This window comes from Citreicoccus inhibens, assembly GCF_019039035.1.
GTDB classification, from domain to species: domain Bacteria; phylum Myxococcota; class Myxococcia; order Myxococcales; family Myxococcaceae; genus Citreicoccus; species Citreicoccus inhibens.
Window position 1 is genome coordinate 118,844 of sequence record NZ_JAHNZT010000009.1, and the last position, 16,111, is coordinate 134,954.

The following is a 16,111-nucleotide window of genomic DNA, read 5'->3' on the forward strand; positions in this document are numbered from 1 at the left end:
GGTCCGTCTATTCAATTTCCCGGGATGCGCCCAGCGGGTTTCGCGCGGGCCATCAGGCGCTCCACGCTCTTCAGGTGGGCGCGGCCGAACACGGCCATGGCCAGCGCGGCGCCGCAGAGCGCGAGGAACATGTCCCATTGCGCATCCCAGATGTCTCCCTGGGAGCCGAGGAACGTGTCGCCCCCGGCGGGGTCCAACACCAGCGCGGTCCACCACTCGAGCAGCTCGTAGCCCGCGCTGATGGCGAAGGCCACCGAGCCGGTGAGGAAGTTGAGCCACCCGCCGCGCCGCAGCGGCGTGGCGCGCAGCAAAACCTCGCGGATGATGAACGCGGGGAAGAAGCCCTGCGCGAGGTGGCCCAAGCGGTCGTATGGGTTTCGCGACAGGTGGAAGGCCGCGCGGGCGAAGTCCCCCAGCGGCGTGAGGGCATACGAGTAATAGCCCCCGTAGGTCAGCACCAGGATGTGCAGGAAGACGCAGACATAGACCCAGCGAGACATGGGGAAGCGGCGGAACGTCGTGGCGAGCACGACGATGCCGATGAGCCCGGGCCCGACTTCGAGCAACCAGTTGAGGCGACCGGCCGGACAGAAGATGAGCGTGAGCGCGAGGATGGGCGTCAGCACGCCCGCGAGGAGCAGGGGCACCCGGGCCTCCTCTCGCGTGCCGGGCACGGCGGGGAAGCTGGGCGCAATGGCATCCAAGGACGGTGCGGAGGACGTCGGAAGCGCGGACTGCATGGGGACCCCCAGTGAAGGGCACGAGGATAGTGGAGCCCTCGCGACGGGCTCACCGTTTCCTGTGTCGCCCTCGGGGGACTTGGCCAAGAATCCGCGGACTATGTCTTCTGATTCGCGTGTCCTCCTCGTGGCCGAGCGCTTCCCTCCCGACATTGGAGGGCTGGCGCGCAGTGGGGCTCGGACCGCGGGCGCGTTGGTGAAGCTGGGCGCGCAGGTGGATGTGCTGGCGTGGACGCGGACCGCGGCCCCTGGCGCGCTGGAGACCGTGGAGGACGCGGGCGAGGTGTCTCCGTTCGCGCGCGGCGTCACCTTGCATCGGCTGGGGTTGTTCGGCAGCGCGGACCTGTCCATGCAACATACGCTCGACGTGCTCAATCACTTGCATGCGAAGCGGCGCTACACGCTGGTCTGGGGGCACTACCTGTATCCGCCCGGGTTCCTCGCGGTGGTGTTCGCGGAGTCGCAGGGACTGGCCTCGGTGCTCAGCGCGCGGGGCAATGACGTGGATCAGCTCATGTTCCCGCCGGGCGACTTCGCGCGCCTGTTGTGGACGCTGGGGCGCGCGAAGGTGCTCACGGCCGCGTCGCGCGACCTGGGCCGGAAGATGGCGCTGCTGCTGGGGCGCGACCCGGGCGTGGAGGTGATTCCCAACGCCGTGGACACCGCGCTGTTCTCTCCCGGGGCGCCGGACCCCGCGCTGCGCGCGCGGCTGGGGATTGCTCCGGACGAGGCGGTGCTCGGCTTCTCCGGCGAGCTGCGCCACAAGAAGGGCTTGCCGTTCCTCCTCTCCGCGTTGACCGAGGTGCGTCGCGCGCGGCCCGCGTGCCTGCTGGTGATTGGCGAGGTGCGCGCCCGCGACGCCGAGCACCTGGTGGCCTACCGCGCCGAGCACCCCGAGGACGCCGCCCGCATCGTCGTATCCGGCCGGCTCGATACGCCCGAGGCCATCGCTGCGCACCTGCGGCTGTGTGATGTCTATCTTCAGCCCTCGCTCTGGGAGGGCATGCCCAATGCCTTGCTGGAGGCCATGGCGTGCGAGCGCCCGGTCATCGCCAGCGACGCGGGAGGCATCCCCGAGGCCGTGGACTCCGACCACAACGGCTTCGTCATTCCCAAGGCCCTGCTCAACCACCTGGGGCAGGCGTGTCTGGACGTGCTGGCTTTGCCTCCGGAGCGGCGGGCCGCGCTCGGAGCCGCCGCGCGCCGCCGCATCGAGGAGCGCTTTCAGGCCGACGCGGAGGCGGACGTGCTGCGCCGCGTGCTCGCGCGGGCCATGCCGAACGCATCCTCGTAGGTCGCCACCAGCGCCTCCTGCGCGCGGCTCCAGGAGAAGTCCCGCTCCACGCGGGCCCGCGCGCTCGTGCTCAACGCGGCTGCTCGGAGGGGCTCGTCGCGCAACGCGCGCACCGCGTCGACGATGGCCTTGGGCGACCCGGGCTTCACCAGCAGGGCCTCGGTGGAGTCCTGGGCCAGCGCGCGCACCACGGGCAGGTCGCTGGCCACCACGGGCGTTCCGGAGGCCATGGCCTCCAACAGCTTCAGCGGACAGCAGCCCTGCACGCAGTTGCGGTCGTTCATGGGCAGCGGCACCAGCACGACGTCGCAGGCGTGGTGCAGCGCGGCCAGCGCTGCTTGAGGCAGGGGCTCGCGCAGCTCCACCGCGCCTTCGAGCAGCAGGTCTCCGCACCGGTCCAGCAGCGCGCGGCGCTGGTGTCTCCTGAGCGGGCCCACCAGGGTGAGGACGACGGGGAACTCGCGCCGGAGCAAGCGGCACGCCTCAAGGGCGTGGTGCACGCCCTGCCACGCGGACATCGTCCCGCTGTAGAGCAGGCGCAAGGGCCGCTCGGGTGGGCGCTCACGCGGGGGCATGTGGCGGAAGAGGTCCAGGTCCACGCCGTTGGGAATCACGCGGATCCGCGATGCGTCCGCGCCCCGTGACTTCAGGTGCTCGGCGGTCACCGCGCTCGGCGTCAGCAGGAGGTCCGCGCGCTGGATGCAGGTGTTCTCCTGCGCCTCCAGCTTGAGCAGCAGCTCGCGGTCATCGGCCACGTCTGGGTAGTGGTACTTCAACTCGATGGACGGCAGCCCGTTCACCTCGAACACCAGCGCGTCCGTGACGGCGTCCTTGCGGCGGGCGAGCGGGTAGCCCTCGAAGATGGAGCGCACGTGCACCACCCGCGCGCGGGGGCGCCCGCGCCACCAATCCCCGAGCCGCGCGCGGAAGTTGAGCGCCTGGGCCATCAGGTCCCGACCGCGAGCCTCCAGTGGGTGGAACGTGACGCCAGGGCTCCAGGGCCGAGTGCTCGAACCGGGCTCCGCGCCGATGGCCAGCAGGTCCACCTGTCCGAACGCGGTGCCCAGCGCTTCGACGAAGGCTTGGATGTGCACCGCCGCGCCCTTGGGGGAAGGGAAGCGGTCGAACGAGGCGTAGACGATGCCAGAGGTGGACACGGGGCCGTGCTACCGCGCCCTGTGTGTTCGAGCAAACGCGAGGGTTTGACCCATCCCGAGGCGCCTCCTACGCTGCGGAGTCCCGCCCGGTCGGCGGCCCAGAGGGAAGGCTCGAACCGTGGCGCTCGATGTCCATCGCTTTCGCGAGGAGTTGGTCTACCGCGCCTCCGCGCCCGCGGCGGAGGTGCTGGAGGACATCGCCGCCATCGAGGCCTTTGACCGGAGCGTCGAAGCACGACGGAGCACGCAGGGCCGGCTCGCGTGGGCGTGTGGCTTGCTGAGCATGGTCGTCATGGCGGTCTTCTTCATCCTCCAAGGGGCGTCGAGCGCGGCCTTCGTCCTGTTGCTCGTGTCGGGGCTGGGGCTGCTGGGCATCGCGGTGTATTTCTTCTCCGAGCGCTCGGCGTCGCGGCGCTTCGACTTGAGCGACCGGCGCTACCTGTTGATTCGCACGATGCTCGACCGGCTGCGCCCAGACCTGTCGCCCGATGAGCCCGTGTCGCTGACGCTCGACCTGTCGCCGGTGGACGACGCGAGCAAGCTGCGCGGCAAGGGGCCCCGGGGGCGCTGGCAGACCGAGGAGTTCCTCGACCCGTGGCTCGACCTGGAGGCGCGGCTGGCGGACGGGACGTACTGGCGGCTGGGGATGACGGACCGCCTGCGCAAGTCTCGGCGCACGTCGCGCAGCGCCAGCGGGCGCACGAAGGTGAAGACGCGCGAGACGGGCGTGACGGTGGCGGAGGTCCAGCTTCGCGTGAAGCCCGAGCGGCACCCCGCGCTGGCGGGGCTGGAGCGCGAGGCGCGTGCGTCCGTGCGGCTGCCACCCGGTGTGGAGCTGGCGCGACTCCAGGTGTCCGAGGATCGCCTGCTGATGCGCGCGCGCACGGGGTATGGCGAGTGGGCGGGAGACGTGCCCCAAATCGCAACCATGATGATGCTGAGCCTCTACCAGGTGCTCAACTACTCCACGTCCCTGCGCAAGCGCGGCGACGCGAGGTCGGCCTGATGACGTCGCGCGGGTGCTGGCTCGGGATGGTGGTGCTCGTGGGCGCGGTGGCGTGCTCGCGCGGCTCGACCTCGGAGGCTCCGGTTCCTTCGACCCGTGCCGCGGCGGCAGAGGGCTCGGAAGCCGCGGGCGCGGACGCCACGGGGCTCGTGGAGAAGCTCAAGTTCAAGGACGACGAGGACCGCGAGGTTCTCTCCCTCAAGCCCAAGCCGGATGGGGCCAAGCTCATCGACGGCGAAGGCCGCGAGGTCGCGCGCTACAAGTGGAAGGGCGCGGACCTGGAAGTGTCGGGCCCGGACGACGCGGTGCTCGCGCGTGTCTCTCGCGAGGGCGATGGGTTCGTGGTGCGCGACGCACGCTCGGGTCCGGTTCGCTTCTCGCTGGTGCGTGACGGCGCGGGGTGGCGACTCCTGGATGGCGCGGGGGCGCCGCGCTACGCGGTGGTGGCTGATGGCTCGGGCTTCCGCGTGAGCGAGCCCTCCGGCGAGGAGCGCCTGCGCGTGCACGTGCGCGAGGGGAAGGTGTCCCTGCGCGAACCGTCCGGGCGCACGCGCTTCGCCACGAAGTCTCCCGTGCGCCCCGTGGCGGTCGCCTGCCTCGGCTTCGAGTCCCTGGACCTCCCGCTGCGGGGAGCCCTTCTCTTCCTTCTTCAGGACCCGGCGTCCTCGCGCTGAGCCGCCCCATGCCCTCTTCCTTCGAATTCCTCGGCCAGTGCATGGAGACCGCGGGGTTTCTCTTCTCCCGGCCTTGCTCCCGCGATGCGGTGGAGCAGTGCACGTATTGCCAGAAGGCCATCTGTGAAGCGCACGCGCGCCCGCGCGAGACGGGGACGCTGTGCACGTCCTGCGCGCGGCTCATGCCCGTGTCCCAAGGCAGCGGGAGCAGCACGGACGACCCGAGCTACTACTACGACAGCTACGGCTACTACGGCTCCAGCTCGTGGGGACACGGTTCGTCGCGAGACCCTCACGACTTCACCGAGGCGGATGGCGAGAGCCTGCGCCAGGAGGACGACGCCTCCTTCGAGGAGGACATGGGCGGGAGCTGACGCGTGCGCGCGTCGTCGCGTTGGCTCGTCTATGCGTTGGGCGGTGGGTTGGGGCACCTGACCCGAGCCGCCGCGCTCGCCCGCGTGGCCGCGCGCCGCGGGCACCTCGTGTCGCTGGTGACCAACAGTCCGTTCGCGCCGGGCCTGCCCCTGGAGCCCCTGCTCGGGCCGGGCGTCACGGTGCACCGGCTGGACGCCGCATGGGGCAAGCCCGCGGTGGTGGCGGAGGTGACGCGGCTGTGGACCGCCGCGCCGTGGGACGTGCTCGTGGTGGACACCTTTCCCCGAGGGCTCGCCGGGGAGCTGCCGCCGCTGCTCGCCTCGACGCGCGCGCTTTCGGTGCTGGTGCACCGTGACTTGAATCCCGAGTACGTCGCACGCTTCCCGTTGGCGCAGGCCGTGGATGCTTTCGCGTTGCTCCTGGTGCCAGGGGAGCCCGCGCCGTTCGCCGCGCATCCTCGCGCGGTGCGCACCGCGCCCTGGTTGTTGTTGGAGCGCGAGGCCCTGCTCTCACGCGAGGCCGCGCGGCGCGAGCTGGGCGCGGAGGGGGACGCACGCCCCCTGGTGGTGGTGGCGGGCTGCGGTCGCGTGGAGGAGGTGGAGGAGATGGGGCGGATCGCCGCGCGGCTGGAGGCGGGGCTCGGCGCGCGGGCGCGGGTGCGGTGGGTGGTGCCGCCGGGCTTCACGTCGCACGGGGCGGCCCTGCCCGTGTGGCCCTTGTTGGCGCTGCTGCCGGGGGTGGACGTGCTGGTGGGCGCGGGGGGCTACAACACGGTGCGAGAGGCGCGGGCCACGGGAACGCCGCTGGTCGCGCTCGCGCGGGCCCGGCGCTACGACCGGCAGGCCGCGCGGTTGCGGCCGGAGGAGCGGGTGGCGGACGCCGAGGCGGTGTGGGCCCGGGTCCAGGAGCTGCTGCCACCTCGCTCGCGTCTCCCGGCGGAAGCGGACGCCTTTCGGGGCGCCCACACCGCCGTGGAGCACATTGAACGCGCGCTGCTCAGTGCTTGAAGCCCTGGTGCCCCGCGGCCGGCTCCATGCCGTGGGCCATGATGAAGTGGTAGATGACCTGCGGGTCTTCCTTGGGACCGCCGAACAGCTCGACGAGGAAGTGGCCCTCGCTGCCCGTCTCCGGGTCCGCGCTGAGGGTGACCTCGGTGACCTCGCGACCCGCCATCACCATCTCCGCCACCAAGGACTTGCCCTTGAGGACCTGCACCACGTGCTGGCGCTCCTCCTCCATCAGCACCCAGTGGAAGTCATCGTGGTCGAACAACGTGGTGTCCGCCGAGCCACATCGGAGAATGCAGTTGGTGTGCTCCTGGAGCCAGCGCCAGAAGGCGTCGAAGTTCAGGGTCCGGGTGGGTTGCGAAAGCGTGTCCATGGTGACCTCGCGCGCGCCCGAGTGCACTGTGCGCTCCGGGCCACGTCCGCCCTGACTAGCACGGCCGGGGCACTCGCGGGGCGGGCACTTCCCTGCTCACCCGCCCTCGGACCCGCGGGCTGCCGGGCGCCGTGAATCCCCCACCCTCAGAGGGTGTTGCTCGATGCGGGACGAGGGCACCCCCCTCGGGAGGATTCCAGGGTGGACCGGTGGACGCGCGAAGGACCCGCGAGGGCGGCCGCATCACCCCAGGAGGTTGCATGAGCCTGCGTGCCTTCTTCTCCGTGACGCTCGGAGCGCTGACGGTCATCACGTTGCTGGCCGCCGCCTCGCTCGTCGGGTTGACGACGGTGCTGGCGCGCACGGCCGGCACGCTCGGCGACTCCCTGGAGGGCGTGCGGCTGGCCGAGGAGCTGGAGGTGGACTTGCTCTCCCATGCGCGGATGAGCACCACCCCCACCGCGCGCGACCCGAGCGAAGGCGAGGAGCACGACCGCTCGCTTCAAGAGCTGGAGGCGGAGTTCCCTCGACAGCTCGCTGGCCTGGCCGCGACCGCGACCACCGACGCGGAGAAGCACCTGCTGGAAGAGGTGGGCGTGCACATCGACACGTACCTGGCCGCGCAGCGCGCGCCGCACCTGCGCTCGTCCACGGGCGACCCTCGCGTGGAGCCCTCGCTGGACTCCGCGCTGGAGTCGCTGGAGCGGTTGATCCAACTCAACGTGAACGAGGCGCAGGCCGCGCGCGACCAGGCCGCGCAGTGGGACGCCACGGCCAACATCGCGGGCCTGAGCCTGAGCGCGCTGATGCTCGTGTCGCTGGTGGGCGTCATCCTCTGGCTGCGTCGCTTCGCGCTGCGCCCCGTGGCGGACATCAGTCACGCCATCCGGCGCTTCAGCTCCGACCGGAAGAACACCCGCGCGCCCGAGTCCGGCCCCACCGAGCTGCGCGAGATGGCGCGCACGTTCAACGAGATGGCCAATCACCTGACGCATCAGCAGGAGCAGCAGCTCGCCTTCCTCGCGGGCGTGGCCCACGAGCTGCGCAATCCGTTGTCCGCGCTCAAGCTGTCCACCGCCATCGCGGATCCAGGCCGGGCACCGCTGACGCCCGAGCGGATGCAGCGCACGCTGGCCCTGGTGCGCCGGCAGGTGGCGCGACTGGACCGGATGGTGGGGGACCTGCTGGACGCCACGCGCATCGAGGCGGGCCGGCTGGAGCTTCAGCCCGAGGTGCGCGACGCGCGCGAGCTGGCTCGCGCCGTGGTGGAGCTGTACCAGTCCGGAGACCCGGGCCACGTGCTGCGCCTGTCGGTGCCGGAGGAGCCGGTGCTCGTGCGCGCGGATCCCTCCCGGCTGGAGCAGGTGCTGCACAACCTGGTCAGCAACGCGCTGAAGTACTCGCCCTCGGGCAGCAGGGTGGACGTCTCCGTGTTGAGTCAGGGCGAGGAGGCCATCCTCGCGGTGGCGGACCAGGGCATCGGCATCCCCGTCGAGGAGCGGCGCCAGCTCTTCACGCCCTTCCAGCGCGCGGGCAATGCGCGGCAGCGCGCTCCGGGCGTGGGGCTGGGGTTGTCCGTGGCCCGTCGCATCGTCGAGGCGCACGGCGGTCGCATCGACGTGGAGAGCGAGCCCGGGCAGGGCTCCACGTTCCGCGTCCACCTGGCGCTCTTGTCCCCCACCGAGGCCCGTTCGCCGAGGACGGAGGCGCCTCCCGTTCCCGTGCACTGACCGGGGGGAATCGTTGCGTGTCGCGCGGAGGGGCCTCGGGAGGGGTGCGTCCGGGCGTCCGCCGGCATACCTTGCGGCCACACCGACTGGAGAGCCGCCTGGATGATGATGACCCTGCGCCGAGTCATGCCGCTGGCCGCCGTGCTGGCCTTGGGAGGTTGTGCTGGCGCCTCGAAGTCCGCGCCCTCCGGCGAGGTGCATGCCCCGCCCGCTGCCTCCGTCATCCAGTCCCACGAGGGGGGCTTCTCCGTGGCCTTCCCAGCGCCCCCCGCCGAGGAGCGGCGCACGCAGAGCACCGAGGTGGGCGAGGTGACGCTGCACACGTTCATCGCCTCGCGGCCCGACGCGGACGCGGCCTACTACGTCTCGTACACGGACTTCCCGCCCGGCGCGGTGTCGCAGGCGGATCCGCGTGACGTGGTGTCGCGCGCCAGCCACGGCGCGCTGGAGGCGCTGGGGGCGCAGGACATCTCCGCGCACCCGCTCACCATGGAGGGCGGCTTCCCAGGACAAGAGGTCGGAGGCCGCGCGGGGCCGCGACGGCTGCGCGGGCGCTTCTTCATGGTGGGCACGCGCCTGTACCAGCAACTCCTGCTGCACCCCGAGGGACGGCCGCCCTCGGACGCGGACCGCTTCTTCGATTCGTTCAAGCTCGACCCGCGGGTCGCGGCCGAGCTGACCCGCAATCGCGGCTCGTGAGACGCGCGCCCCCCACGCGCGCGTCGTCCAGCGAGCCGTAGGCCCCGAGCCGCGGCGGCGCGGAGCCGGGGACCAGCGGGCCCGTGAAGGCGTTGCCCGAGGCGTACTGGCCATGGAGATAGAGCGCGACCTGCTGGCCGTTCCAGGTGAGCGCCAGGTGCGACCACTCCTGCTCCGGCACGGAGGGGCCGGTGAAGAGGCCCGCGTCCTGGAACGCGCCGCCGTTCCCCAGATAGGCGCACACGCGCCCGTTCGCGAGGAACAGCCCGAAGCCGTACGCGCTGGGGTAGGTGTGCTGGGTGATGTGGCCCTGCCACGGGGCCGCGTTGCGCGGGCGAACCCAGCACTCGACGGAGAAGGCGCTCAGGGCCTGGGTCGCGGGGAGCCCGTTCTCCACGTGGACGGAGGAGCCCGGTGTGATGGGCTGGACGTTGGCGGGTGAGAGGGGAAAGTCATACAGCCGCACATCGAGCGCGGTGCTGTTGGGATTCGCCCCCCAGCCTCACGATGGACACTGGATGGGGTTGATCGCTGCTGACGCGCAGGTGGAGGGATGTTCCCGCGGTGACACTCCGCTCGGCGTGCGCGTGCGCTCCGGTTGGACGGAGGGCGACTGAGGGCTGTTGAGGCGTGGCGGGGCACGCTAGCCCACGGGCCAGACACGATGTCCGCCAGGTGATGAAGGCCCGCGCACCCAGCGCGGACGCGGATGCGCCCGGACCGTTCCGAAGGGCACTGAATCCGAGTGTGGCGGGACATTCCCTCGGAGTGAGGAGGCAGGCGGTGGGTTGGGAACATGCGCGATCAGGACCTTTCGTCTAGGCTCACCGTCCGCATGACGGTTCCGGATGTCTCATGGGGTGGGCGACATGCTCGGCTCCTGCTCCTCGTGAGCGGCTTGCTGTCGGGGTGCGACGCCGGAGCGCCCCTCCATCGCATCCCTCCACCCGAGGTTCCTCCCCGCGCGACCGCGCCGAGTCCCGACCCGGGCGACGCATCCGCGCGGTACCCCGGCGAAGCGGGCAGCGAGGCCACCCCTCCGCCAGCTCCGCGCACCGTCGGACCGGAGCCGCAGACGGAAGCACCCCCGCGCGAGCTCGAACCCGGACCTGAAGGGGCATCGAAGCCCGAGGTCGCCGAGCCCAGCCAAGGCTCCGCGTCGCGCGACCTCGCAGGAGCAACCGGCGCGACGACTGAGTCGTCGGCCGTCGCGTCCGCGCAACCCCATGCCGAGCCCTCCGTCGCGCCGAGCGATGCGCACGTCACCGCGGACCCGAGTGCTCCCCATCGCGCGCTTCCTCCACCGACCGCGCGAATGAAGTCGCTCCATGCGCTCGCGGCGCAGCTCCAGGCGCCCGGCGGCGCGATTGAAGATCCGTGCCTGCTCCCGGAAGGGAAGGGCTGTGCTCGCACGGCCCTGTCGCCGTTCTTCGTGTCCATGGACTCGCTGGCGCGGGGCACGACCACTCGGCCCACGGTCATCACGGCGTTTGGCAACTCGTTGATCGCCGGCGACCGCATCGTGGACATCCTGCGCTTGGAGCTGGGCGACATGCTCGGCGCGGCGGGCCGGGGCGTCCTGCTGGTGGACCGCATGGCCCCCTACGGAGGCCGCGAGCGCACCACCGCCACGAGCACGGGCTGGGAGCCGCGCACGCTGGGCGAGCTGCGCGCGCCGCCGCTCCCCTTCGGCATCACCGGCGTCTATCACGTGGCCACCGAGTCAGGCGCCCGGGGCCGCTTCAAGTTGGAGGGTGAGCCGCACGGCACCTTGTGGTGGCAGGACGTCCCGGGCGGTGGCGCGCTCACCGTGACGAGCCAGGGGCAGGTGCTCGCGCGCACGAAGCCCGAGGGCACCAATCAGGGGCAGTCCACGCGCTTCGACATCCCCGCGGACGCGAAGTGGCTGGACGTCTCCGTCGAGGGAAAGGACGCGGTGGTCCAGGGCGTGGTGCTGGAGCACGCGCGCCCCGGCATCGTGTTGGACATGCTCGGCGTTCCCTCCTCGGATGCGCGGCTGTTCGGCCGCTTGGGTGACGGCCTCCTGCGCACGCAGCTCACCGAGCGCGCCCCGCGCCTGCTCCTCTTCTTTCTCGGAGGCAATGAGCGTAAGCGGCTGGAGTGGAAGCGCACCACGCCCGAGGTCGTGCGCTCGGACCTGTCCGCCCTGCTGCGCCGCGTGCGCGCCGTCGCGCCGGACAGCGCGTGCATGGTGGTGGGGCCCATCGACGCGGTGCGGACGGATTCGCCCACGGGGCCGGGCAAGGACCCGCGGCCGTTCCTCGACGCGGTCATCGCGGCGGAGCGCGAGGTGGCGACGCGCGAGGGCTGCGCCTTCTTCGACCTCTTCTCTGCCATGGGCGGAACGGGCTCGCTGATGCGTTTCCACGCGGCGGGCTTCGTCCATGACGACCTCGTGCACCCGCGAGGCAAGGGATTGGATGTGTTGGGTCAGCTCGTCACGGACGCGCTCTTGCGCGCGTGGGTGGAAGGAGACGCGATGGTGCCTGCACTGACTTCGGATCGCGATGGCGCTCCCGAGCCGTCCCCCACGTCGTCGGCGCAAGTCTCGGAGACCATTCCATGAGGGGATGCCTCGTTGCGGTGCTGCTCCTCGTGGGGCGCGTGGCGGGCTCGGCGCAGGAGTCGGCCGCCCCGCGCGTGGAGACCCCCGCCGCTCCGCCCGCGTCCGCGGTCACCGAGTTCCCGCCCGAGACGCAGCGGGTGTTCGAGGCCATCGTCCGCACGGACCTGGAGGAGGGCCCCATGGCGGGGCTCTCCGTGGGCGTGATGCAGGGGACTCGGCACTGGTCGCGCGGCTTCGGCTACCGCGACCTGGGCCGCAAGCTGCCCGCCACCGCGCGCACCACGTATCGGATGGCCTCCATCACCAAGTCGTTCACGGCGGTGGCCGTTCTCCAACTCGTGGAGCAGGGCAAGCTGGACCTGGACGCGGACATCCGCACGCTGGTGCCGGACTATCCCGTGAAGCAGTGGCCTGTCACGGTGCGGCAGCTCCTGGGGCACCTGAGCGGCGTGCCCTCCTATGACAGCCCCAAGGCGGGCGAGAACACGCGGCCCGTCACCACGCGCGAGGCCATCGCGATGTTCTCGCAGAAGCCGCTCGTGTTCGAGCCGGGCACGCGCTACCTGTATTCGACGTGGGGCTTCAACCTGCTCGGCGCGGCGGTGGAGACGGCCTCCGGGCAGTCGTATCGCGACTACCTGCGCGCGCATGTCTTTGGGCCCGCGGGGATGGTGCACGCGGACCTGGATGAGATGCGCACGCGCGACGAGCACCAGGCTGTGGGCTACCGCGTGGTGGGCTCGACGCTGAAGCCCTCGCACTTCCTCGACGTGACGAGCCGCTTCGGCGGCGGCGGCACGCGCGCCACGGTGGATGATCTCCTCGGCTTCGCGCGGGCGGTGCTGGATGACCGGCTGGTGTCGCGCGCGACGATGGGACGGATGCAGACGTCCATGGCGACGAAGGATGGGCACCTCACCGACTACGGCATGGGGTTGGCCACGTATCCGTTCCGAGGCCACTACGTCGTCGCGCACGCGGGGGGCCAGCCGGAGACGACCACGCTGCTCATCATCCTGCCGGCGGAGGACACGGCCATCGCGCTCGCCACCAACGTGGAGAACGAGGCGAAGCGCCTGCGCCGACTCTCCATCCGCTTGATGGAGCAGGTGGTGGACGGGGGCGAGGCGCGCCGTGACGTGCACTTCAACGACCCCGTGGATGGCGTGGTGTATTCGGGCATGGGCCGCCTCGCCACCTACGGGCTGGCGTATGACGCGTGGGTGACGCGCGGCCCGGGGACGCTCCCTCCGGATCCAAACCTCGCGGGGGCCTTCGCGCGAGTCTCCACGCTGCTGGACCGCAATGTGATTGCGCGCGAGCCCGCCGCGGCGCTGTCTCGTATCCAGGCCGCCCATGAGCCGCGCGGGGACTCGGTCTTCATCCGAGTGGGCACGCGAATGGCGCGCACGGTGGCGCAAGCCTTTGGCCCCGAGCGCCTCAATGACTATCGAGCACTGGGTGCCCTGGCTTTCTTCGCGGACTACCTGGCCGCGTGCGAGAAAGTGTCTTGCCCCGAATCCGAGCGCTTCCGTGACCCGCTGCGCGCGGACATCCAGCGCTTCCTCGCGAGTTGGAAGCGCGCGGACGTGCCAGCGCTGCGGCGCACGCACTTGGATGAAATCAAGGACCCCGAGCCCTTCTGGCCCGTGCTGAAGGAAGCCGTGTCCAAGGCTCCGGAGGTCCACGCGGACTACTCGGAGGAGATGGTGCACGTGGCCGAGCGGACTCCGGCCAAGGACGCCGAGACGCGTCTGCGCTGGATGTCGCGAGCCGTGGAGTTGCATCCGAAGTCCACGGAGGCGCGGCTGACGCTGGGGCAAGAGCTGCTGGCCGCGCGAGAGGAAGAAGAGGGCATGGCCCACGTGCGCGAGGCGGCGACCACGCCCGAAGGGACGCTCATGCTGACGCCCTCGGGGTTCCTCAAGAAGGCCAAGATGGCGAAGGGAACGCGGATCGCACGAGGACTCCTGCGGGTGGGAGTCCGTCTGCATCCCAGCGCGCCGGAGTTGTGGGAGGCGCTCGCGAAGAAGGAACGAGCGCTCGGAGACGCCAGCGCGGCGAAGGCGGCGCTCCAGCAGGCCAGGGCCGCACGTGCCACGCAGAAGGCGCTCGGGGTCACGGGCGCGGCGGCTGGTGACCCCATGGAACTCGGGACCGTTCCGTCACCCTGAGCGGTGTGACACGCGCTGCTCCAGCCCCAGCCGCTCCGTGTCCGGTCAGTGGCCTGTGCGCAGGACCTCGATGGCGCGCAGCAGCTCCGCATCCCTCCCGGCGGCGAGGTCCTCGGCCGTGGGGCCTGCCTCGAAGTCCGGGACGATGCCCACGCCGTGGAAGCGTGAGCGGTCTGGAAAGAGGAGCTCCATGCCGGTGAGTCTCGGGGTCACGCGCCCGGGCAAGAGCATGTAGGTCACGTTCCCGTTCGTCCCCGCGCTCTGTCGGCCCACGACCGTCACTCGGTGGGCGGCGGTCAGCATCATCGCGAAGTTCTCCGCCGCGGAAATCGTATTGGGGCCCACCAGGAGGACGATGGGGCCTCCATAGGAAGGGCTCGACAGCGGCTCCAGCGGATACACCTCGTCTTGCCAGCCGAACTCTTCGGGGCCATTCCATAGCGGCGTCCGGAAGATGGGCGTGAAGAACTCAGTCGGGATGAGGCGACTGGCCACCTCGTAGCAATTGATGCCCGGGTAGCCGCGCATGTCTATCACCAGACCGCTGGCACCTTGCGCGGCGGCGAGGACCGTCCGGAACTCCGCGATCGTGCCGGTCACCTGGTTGGCCAGATTGATGTACTGGAGCTCCGGCGCGCCGAGGTCCGCGAGGCTGCCTGAGGCTCTCCACGATGGAGGGCCCAGCACCTGCTGCGGCTGGGGCTGGATGCGCACGAAGCGAGTGTTCCCATCGACGTCGCGCACCCCGAAGGTCCTGGGGCCGTTCATGCTCAGCAGCCGTCGTGAGGCGGCTTCTCGCTTCCAGCCCGGCGTCGCGGCCGAGACGGTCGCCATCTCCGTGTCCAACCACTCGGACATGGGCTGACCGTCGATGCTCGTCAACGTGTCTCCCGGGTGGAGGTCCTCCTGTACGGAGCGGCGGATGACCAGCTCGCCAGCCACATGCTCCAGCATGACGCCGAAGTAGCCGGCCGGAATCGGGCGCTCCAATGGGTAGACGAATGCGTGGCCGTCGTGGAGGACCTCCGAGAAGCGCTGGAGCAGTCGGACAATCTGGCCGAGCTGCGTGACGGGCGCGGCGTCCACCGTGGCCAGCGTCTCCAGCAGGCGTCCATCAATGCCATCTCCCACGGTGCTGAAGTAGGGGAAGAACAACCGCGCCGCGCCGTGCATGATGACCAGGTCCGCCCTCGCAATGCCCGGCGAAGCTCCCGGTGGCGGCATGACCTCGAGAGGCATCCGCTCGAGCGGGGCTCCGCGCGCGACTGGCGCGGTGCGGTCCACCGGCGGCGGGGCTCCGAGGAGCGTGGCGGCTTGGAGCGCTGGCGACGAGGAGAGGGATTCGAGGTGGGCCGCTCCGGGCCCGAAGAGGGAGAGGGGCAGGTCGGCCGGAATGACGTCAGGAACCGCCCCCGCCGAATCCTCCAATCGCGAGGTGCGCACGAACAGTCCCTTCGCTCCCACGGGCATCCACTTCGACTCCGCGACCTCCGTGTGGACAGGGGCGCCCACGAGCCATGCACGCCGGGCCATCCGCAGGTCCACGGCGAACTGGGCGGCGGCGGGGGCCAGCTTGGGGCCCGCGAGCAGCACGACGGGAAGCTCCGCCTGACCTGTCGCGGCATACGGCTCGCGGGGGTGCAGGTCCACGTAGTTGGTGTAGGCGCGGTAGTCGTTTTCGGGAGTCAGCTCGTCCGTCATCCCCACGTTGAAGCGAACGCGCTCGGAGAGTCGCGCGACGGGCGTGGTGCTGACCGCACCGATGGCACGGGCCAGGGCTTCGTCGAGGCCGGGGGCCGCCGGCAAGTCGCTCAGGTCGATGATGGCCGCGCGGGCATGCCGGGGCAGATGAAGCGCACCCGTGCCAGGGCGGATGACCGCGAGCGCGCCGATGGAGAGGACCTGGGCGGGGCGCAGTGTCTTGAGAGACACGTCCAATGCACAGACGCCTTCCACGGTGTCTGCGTAGCGAACCGTGGCGGCGTCCCAGTTCACGGGGCCGCCCTCCAGCGCGCTGACCAGGGCCAGGTCCACCTCGGTGTCGCTGCGACCCATGCCAAAGAAGCGCACCTGGCCATGGGCGGCGGACATCGCGACGGGGGCCGGAAGCGTGGTGGCGGGTCCCGCGCGTCCAAAGTCACACCAGGGCTCGGGGGATGTCTGGGATTGTCCCCAGGCACCTCCCCCAAGCAGGGTGAGCAGCACGGTGGTGAGTCGATGATGCCTCGGGCCGCGACGCGCCAAGACGGCGCCGCGAAGAGCGTGGCGACGGGAACTCGACATGAGTGGGTGCCT

14 protein-coding genes are annotated in these 16,111 nt (G+C 71.0%); 9 read left to right on the forward strand and 5 right to left on the reverse strand.

All coding sequences use genetic code 11. The annotated features are described in order from the left end of the window. Window positions 1-11: 11 nt before the first annotated feature. Entirely contained in the window at window positions 12-740 is a 729-nt protein-coding gene (locus KRR26_RS13995) for a DUF2238 domain-containing protein (protein WP_120206416.1), read from the reverse strand. Between the two features lie 100 nt (window positions 741-840). On the opposite strand from KRR26_RS13995, the gene KRR26_RS14000 reads away from it, so the two are divergent. Further along, the gene (locus tag KRR26_RS14000) at window positions 841-2,034 is read left to right on the forward strand and encodes a glycosyltransferase (protein WP_217080046.1); all 1,194 of its coding nucleotides are present in this window, start codon (window positions 841-843) and stop codon (window positions 2,032-2,034) included. Here the strand turns inward: KRR26_RS14000 and KRR26_RS37640 are convergent. Continuing rightward, complete coding sequence (locus KRR26_RS37640) at window positions 1,965-3,191, reverse strand: glycosyltransferase family 4 protein (protein WP_217080047.1); 1,227 nt, start codon at window positions 3,189-3,191, stop codon at window positions 1,965-1,967. The genes KRR26_RS14000 and KRR26_RS37640 overlap by 70 nt on opposite strands. 118 nt (window positions 3,192-3,309) lie before the next feature. On the opposite strand from KRR26_RS37640, the gene KRR26_RS14010 reads away from it, so the two are divergent. Genes KRR26_RS14010 through KRR26_RS14025 form a run of 4 tightly spaced genes read left to right on the forward strand, consistent with a single transcriptional unit; the run spans window position 3,310 to window position 6,253 of the window. After that, entirely contained in the window at window positions 3,310-4,197 is an 888-nt protein-coding gene (locus KRR26_RS14010) for a hypothetical protein (RefSeq protein ID WP_217080048.1), read from the forward strand. Further along, window positions 4,197-4,871: a hypothetical protein gene (locus KRR26_RS14015; RefSeq protein ID WP_236068587.1), complete on the forward strand. Its 675-nt coding sequence runs from the start codon at window positions 4,197-4,199 to the stop codon at window positions 4,869-4,871. Before KRR26_RS14010 ends, KRR26_RS14015 begins: the two co-directional genes overlap by 1 nt. A gap of 8 nt (window positions 4,872-4,879) precedes the next feature. Beyond that, window positions 4,880-5,245, forward strand: coding sequence for a hypothetical protein (locus tag KRR26_RS14020; RefSeq protein WP_120206412.1), 366 nt, complete (start codon window positions 4,880-4,882; stop codon window positions 5,243-5,245). Window positions 5,246-5,248: 3 nt separating this feature from the next. Beyond that, window positions 5,249-6,253, forward strand: coding sequence for a hypothetical protein (locus KRR26_RS14025; RefSeq protein ID WP_217080049.1), 1,005 nt, complete (start codon window positions 5,249-5,251; stop codon window positions 6,251-6,253). On the opposite strand, the gene KRR26_RS14030 is transcribed toward KRR26_RS14025, so the two are convergent. Next, a complete protein-coding gene (locus tag KRR26_RS14030; RefSeq protein ID WP_120206471.1) occupies window positions 6,243-6,626 on the reverse strand; it encodes a serine/threonine protein kinase in 384 nt (127 codons plus the stop codon). The genes KRR26_RS14025 and KRR26_RS14030 overlap by 11 nt on opposite strands. 260 nt (window positions 6,627-6,886) lie before the next feature. Here KRR26_RS14030 and KRR26_RS14035 point away from each other — a divergent pair, with 260 nt between their 5' ends. Next, window positions 6,887-8,356: a sensor histidine kinase gene (locus KRR26_RS14035; RefSeq protein WP_120206410.1), complete on the forward strand. Its 1,470-nt coding sequence runs from the start codon at window positions 6,887-6,889 to the stop codon at window positions 8,354-8,356. Window positions 8,357-8,458: 102 nt separating this feature from the next. Beyond that, complete coding sequence (locus tag KRR26_RS14040) at window positions 8,459-9,055, forward strand: hypothetical protein (protein WP_236068588.1); 597 nt, start codon at window positions 8,459-8,461, stop codon at window positions 9,053-9,055. On the opposite strand, the gene KRR26_RS14045 is transcribed toward KRR26_RS14040, so the two are convergent. Next, window positions 9,003-9,521, reverse strand: a complete 519-nt coding sequence (locus KRR26_RS14045) for a LamG domain-containing protein (protein WP_217080050.1) — start codon at window positions 9,519-9,521, stop codon at window positions 9,003-9,005. The genes KRR26_RS14040 and KRR26_RS14045 overlap by 53 nt on opposite strands. Window positions 9,522-10,370: 849 nt before the next feature. Here KRR26_RS14045 and KRR26_RS14050 point away from each other — a divergent pair. After that, a complete protein-coding gene (locus tag KRR26_RS14050) occupies window positions 10,371-11,642 on the forward strand; it encodes a GDSL-type esterase/lipase family protein (protein WP_236068589.1) in 1,272 nt (423 codons plus the stop codon). Beyond that, on the forward strand, window positions 11,639-13,816 hold the full coding sequence (locus KRR26_RS14055; RefSeq protein ID WP_217080052.1) for a serine hydrolase domain-containing protein: 2,178 nt from the start codon (window positions 11,639-11,641) through the stop codon (window positions 13,814-13,816). The genes KRR26_RS14050 and KRR26_RS14055 overlap by 4 nt, the downstream gene beginning before the upstream one ends. Before the next feature lie 45 nt (window positions 13,817-13,861). On the opposite strand, the gene KRR26_RS14060 is transcribed toward KRR26_RS14055, so the two are convergent. Next, window positions 13,862-16,099, reverse strand: a complete 2,238-nt coding sequence (locus KRR26_RS14060) for a S41 family peptidase (RefSeq protein ID WP_217080053.1) — start codon at window positions 16,097-16,099, stop codon at window positions 13,862-13,864. Window positions 16,100-16,111 lie beyond the last annotated feature (12 nt).

Excerpts from the sequence above, each read along its gene's own strand:
- KRR26_RS14000 (WP_217080046.1), top strand. The coding sequence starts at position 841 with ATGTCTTCTGATTCGCGTGTCCTCCTCGTGGCCGAGCGCTTCCCTCCC.
- KRR26_RS14020 (WP_120206412.1), top strand. The coding sequence starts at position 4,880 with ATGCCCTCTTCCTTCGAATTCCTCGGCCAGTGCATGGAGACCGCGGGG.
- KRR26_RS14040 (WP_236068588.1), top strand. The coding sequence starts at position 8,459 with ATGATGATGACCCTGCGCCGAGTCATGCCGCTGGCCGCCGTGCTGGCC.
- KRR26_RS14015 (WP_236068587.1), top strand. The coding sequence starts at position 4,197 with ATGACGTCGCGCGGGTGCTGGCTCGGGATGGTGGTGCTCGTGGGCGCG.
- KRR26_RS13995 (WP_120206416.1), bottom strand. The coding sequence starts at position 740 with ATGCAGTCCGCGCTTCCGACGTCCTCCGCACCGTCCTTGGATGCCATT.
- KRR26_RS14030 (WP_120206471.1), bottom strand. The coding sequence starts at position 6,626 with ATGGACACGCTTTCGCAACCCACCCGGACCCTGAACTTCGACGCCTTC.
- KRR26_RS14050 (WP_236068589.1), top strand. The coding sequence starts at position 10,371 with ATGAAGTCGCTCCATGCGCTCGCGGCGCAGCTCCAGGCGCCCGGCGGC.
- KRR26_RS14055 (WP_217080052.1), top strand. The coding sequence starts at position 11,639 with ATGAGGGGATGCCTCGTTGCGGTGCTGCTCCTCGTGGGGCGCGTGGCG.
- KRR26_RS14035 (WP_120206410.1), top strand. The coding sequence starts at position 6,887 with ATGAGCCTGCGTGCCTTCTTCTCCGTGACGCTCGGAGCGCTGACGGTC.
- KRR26_RS14060 (WP_217080053.1), bottom strand. The coding sequence starts at position 16,099 with ATGTCGAGTTCCCGTCGCCACGCTCTTCGCGGCGCCGTCTTGGCGCGT.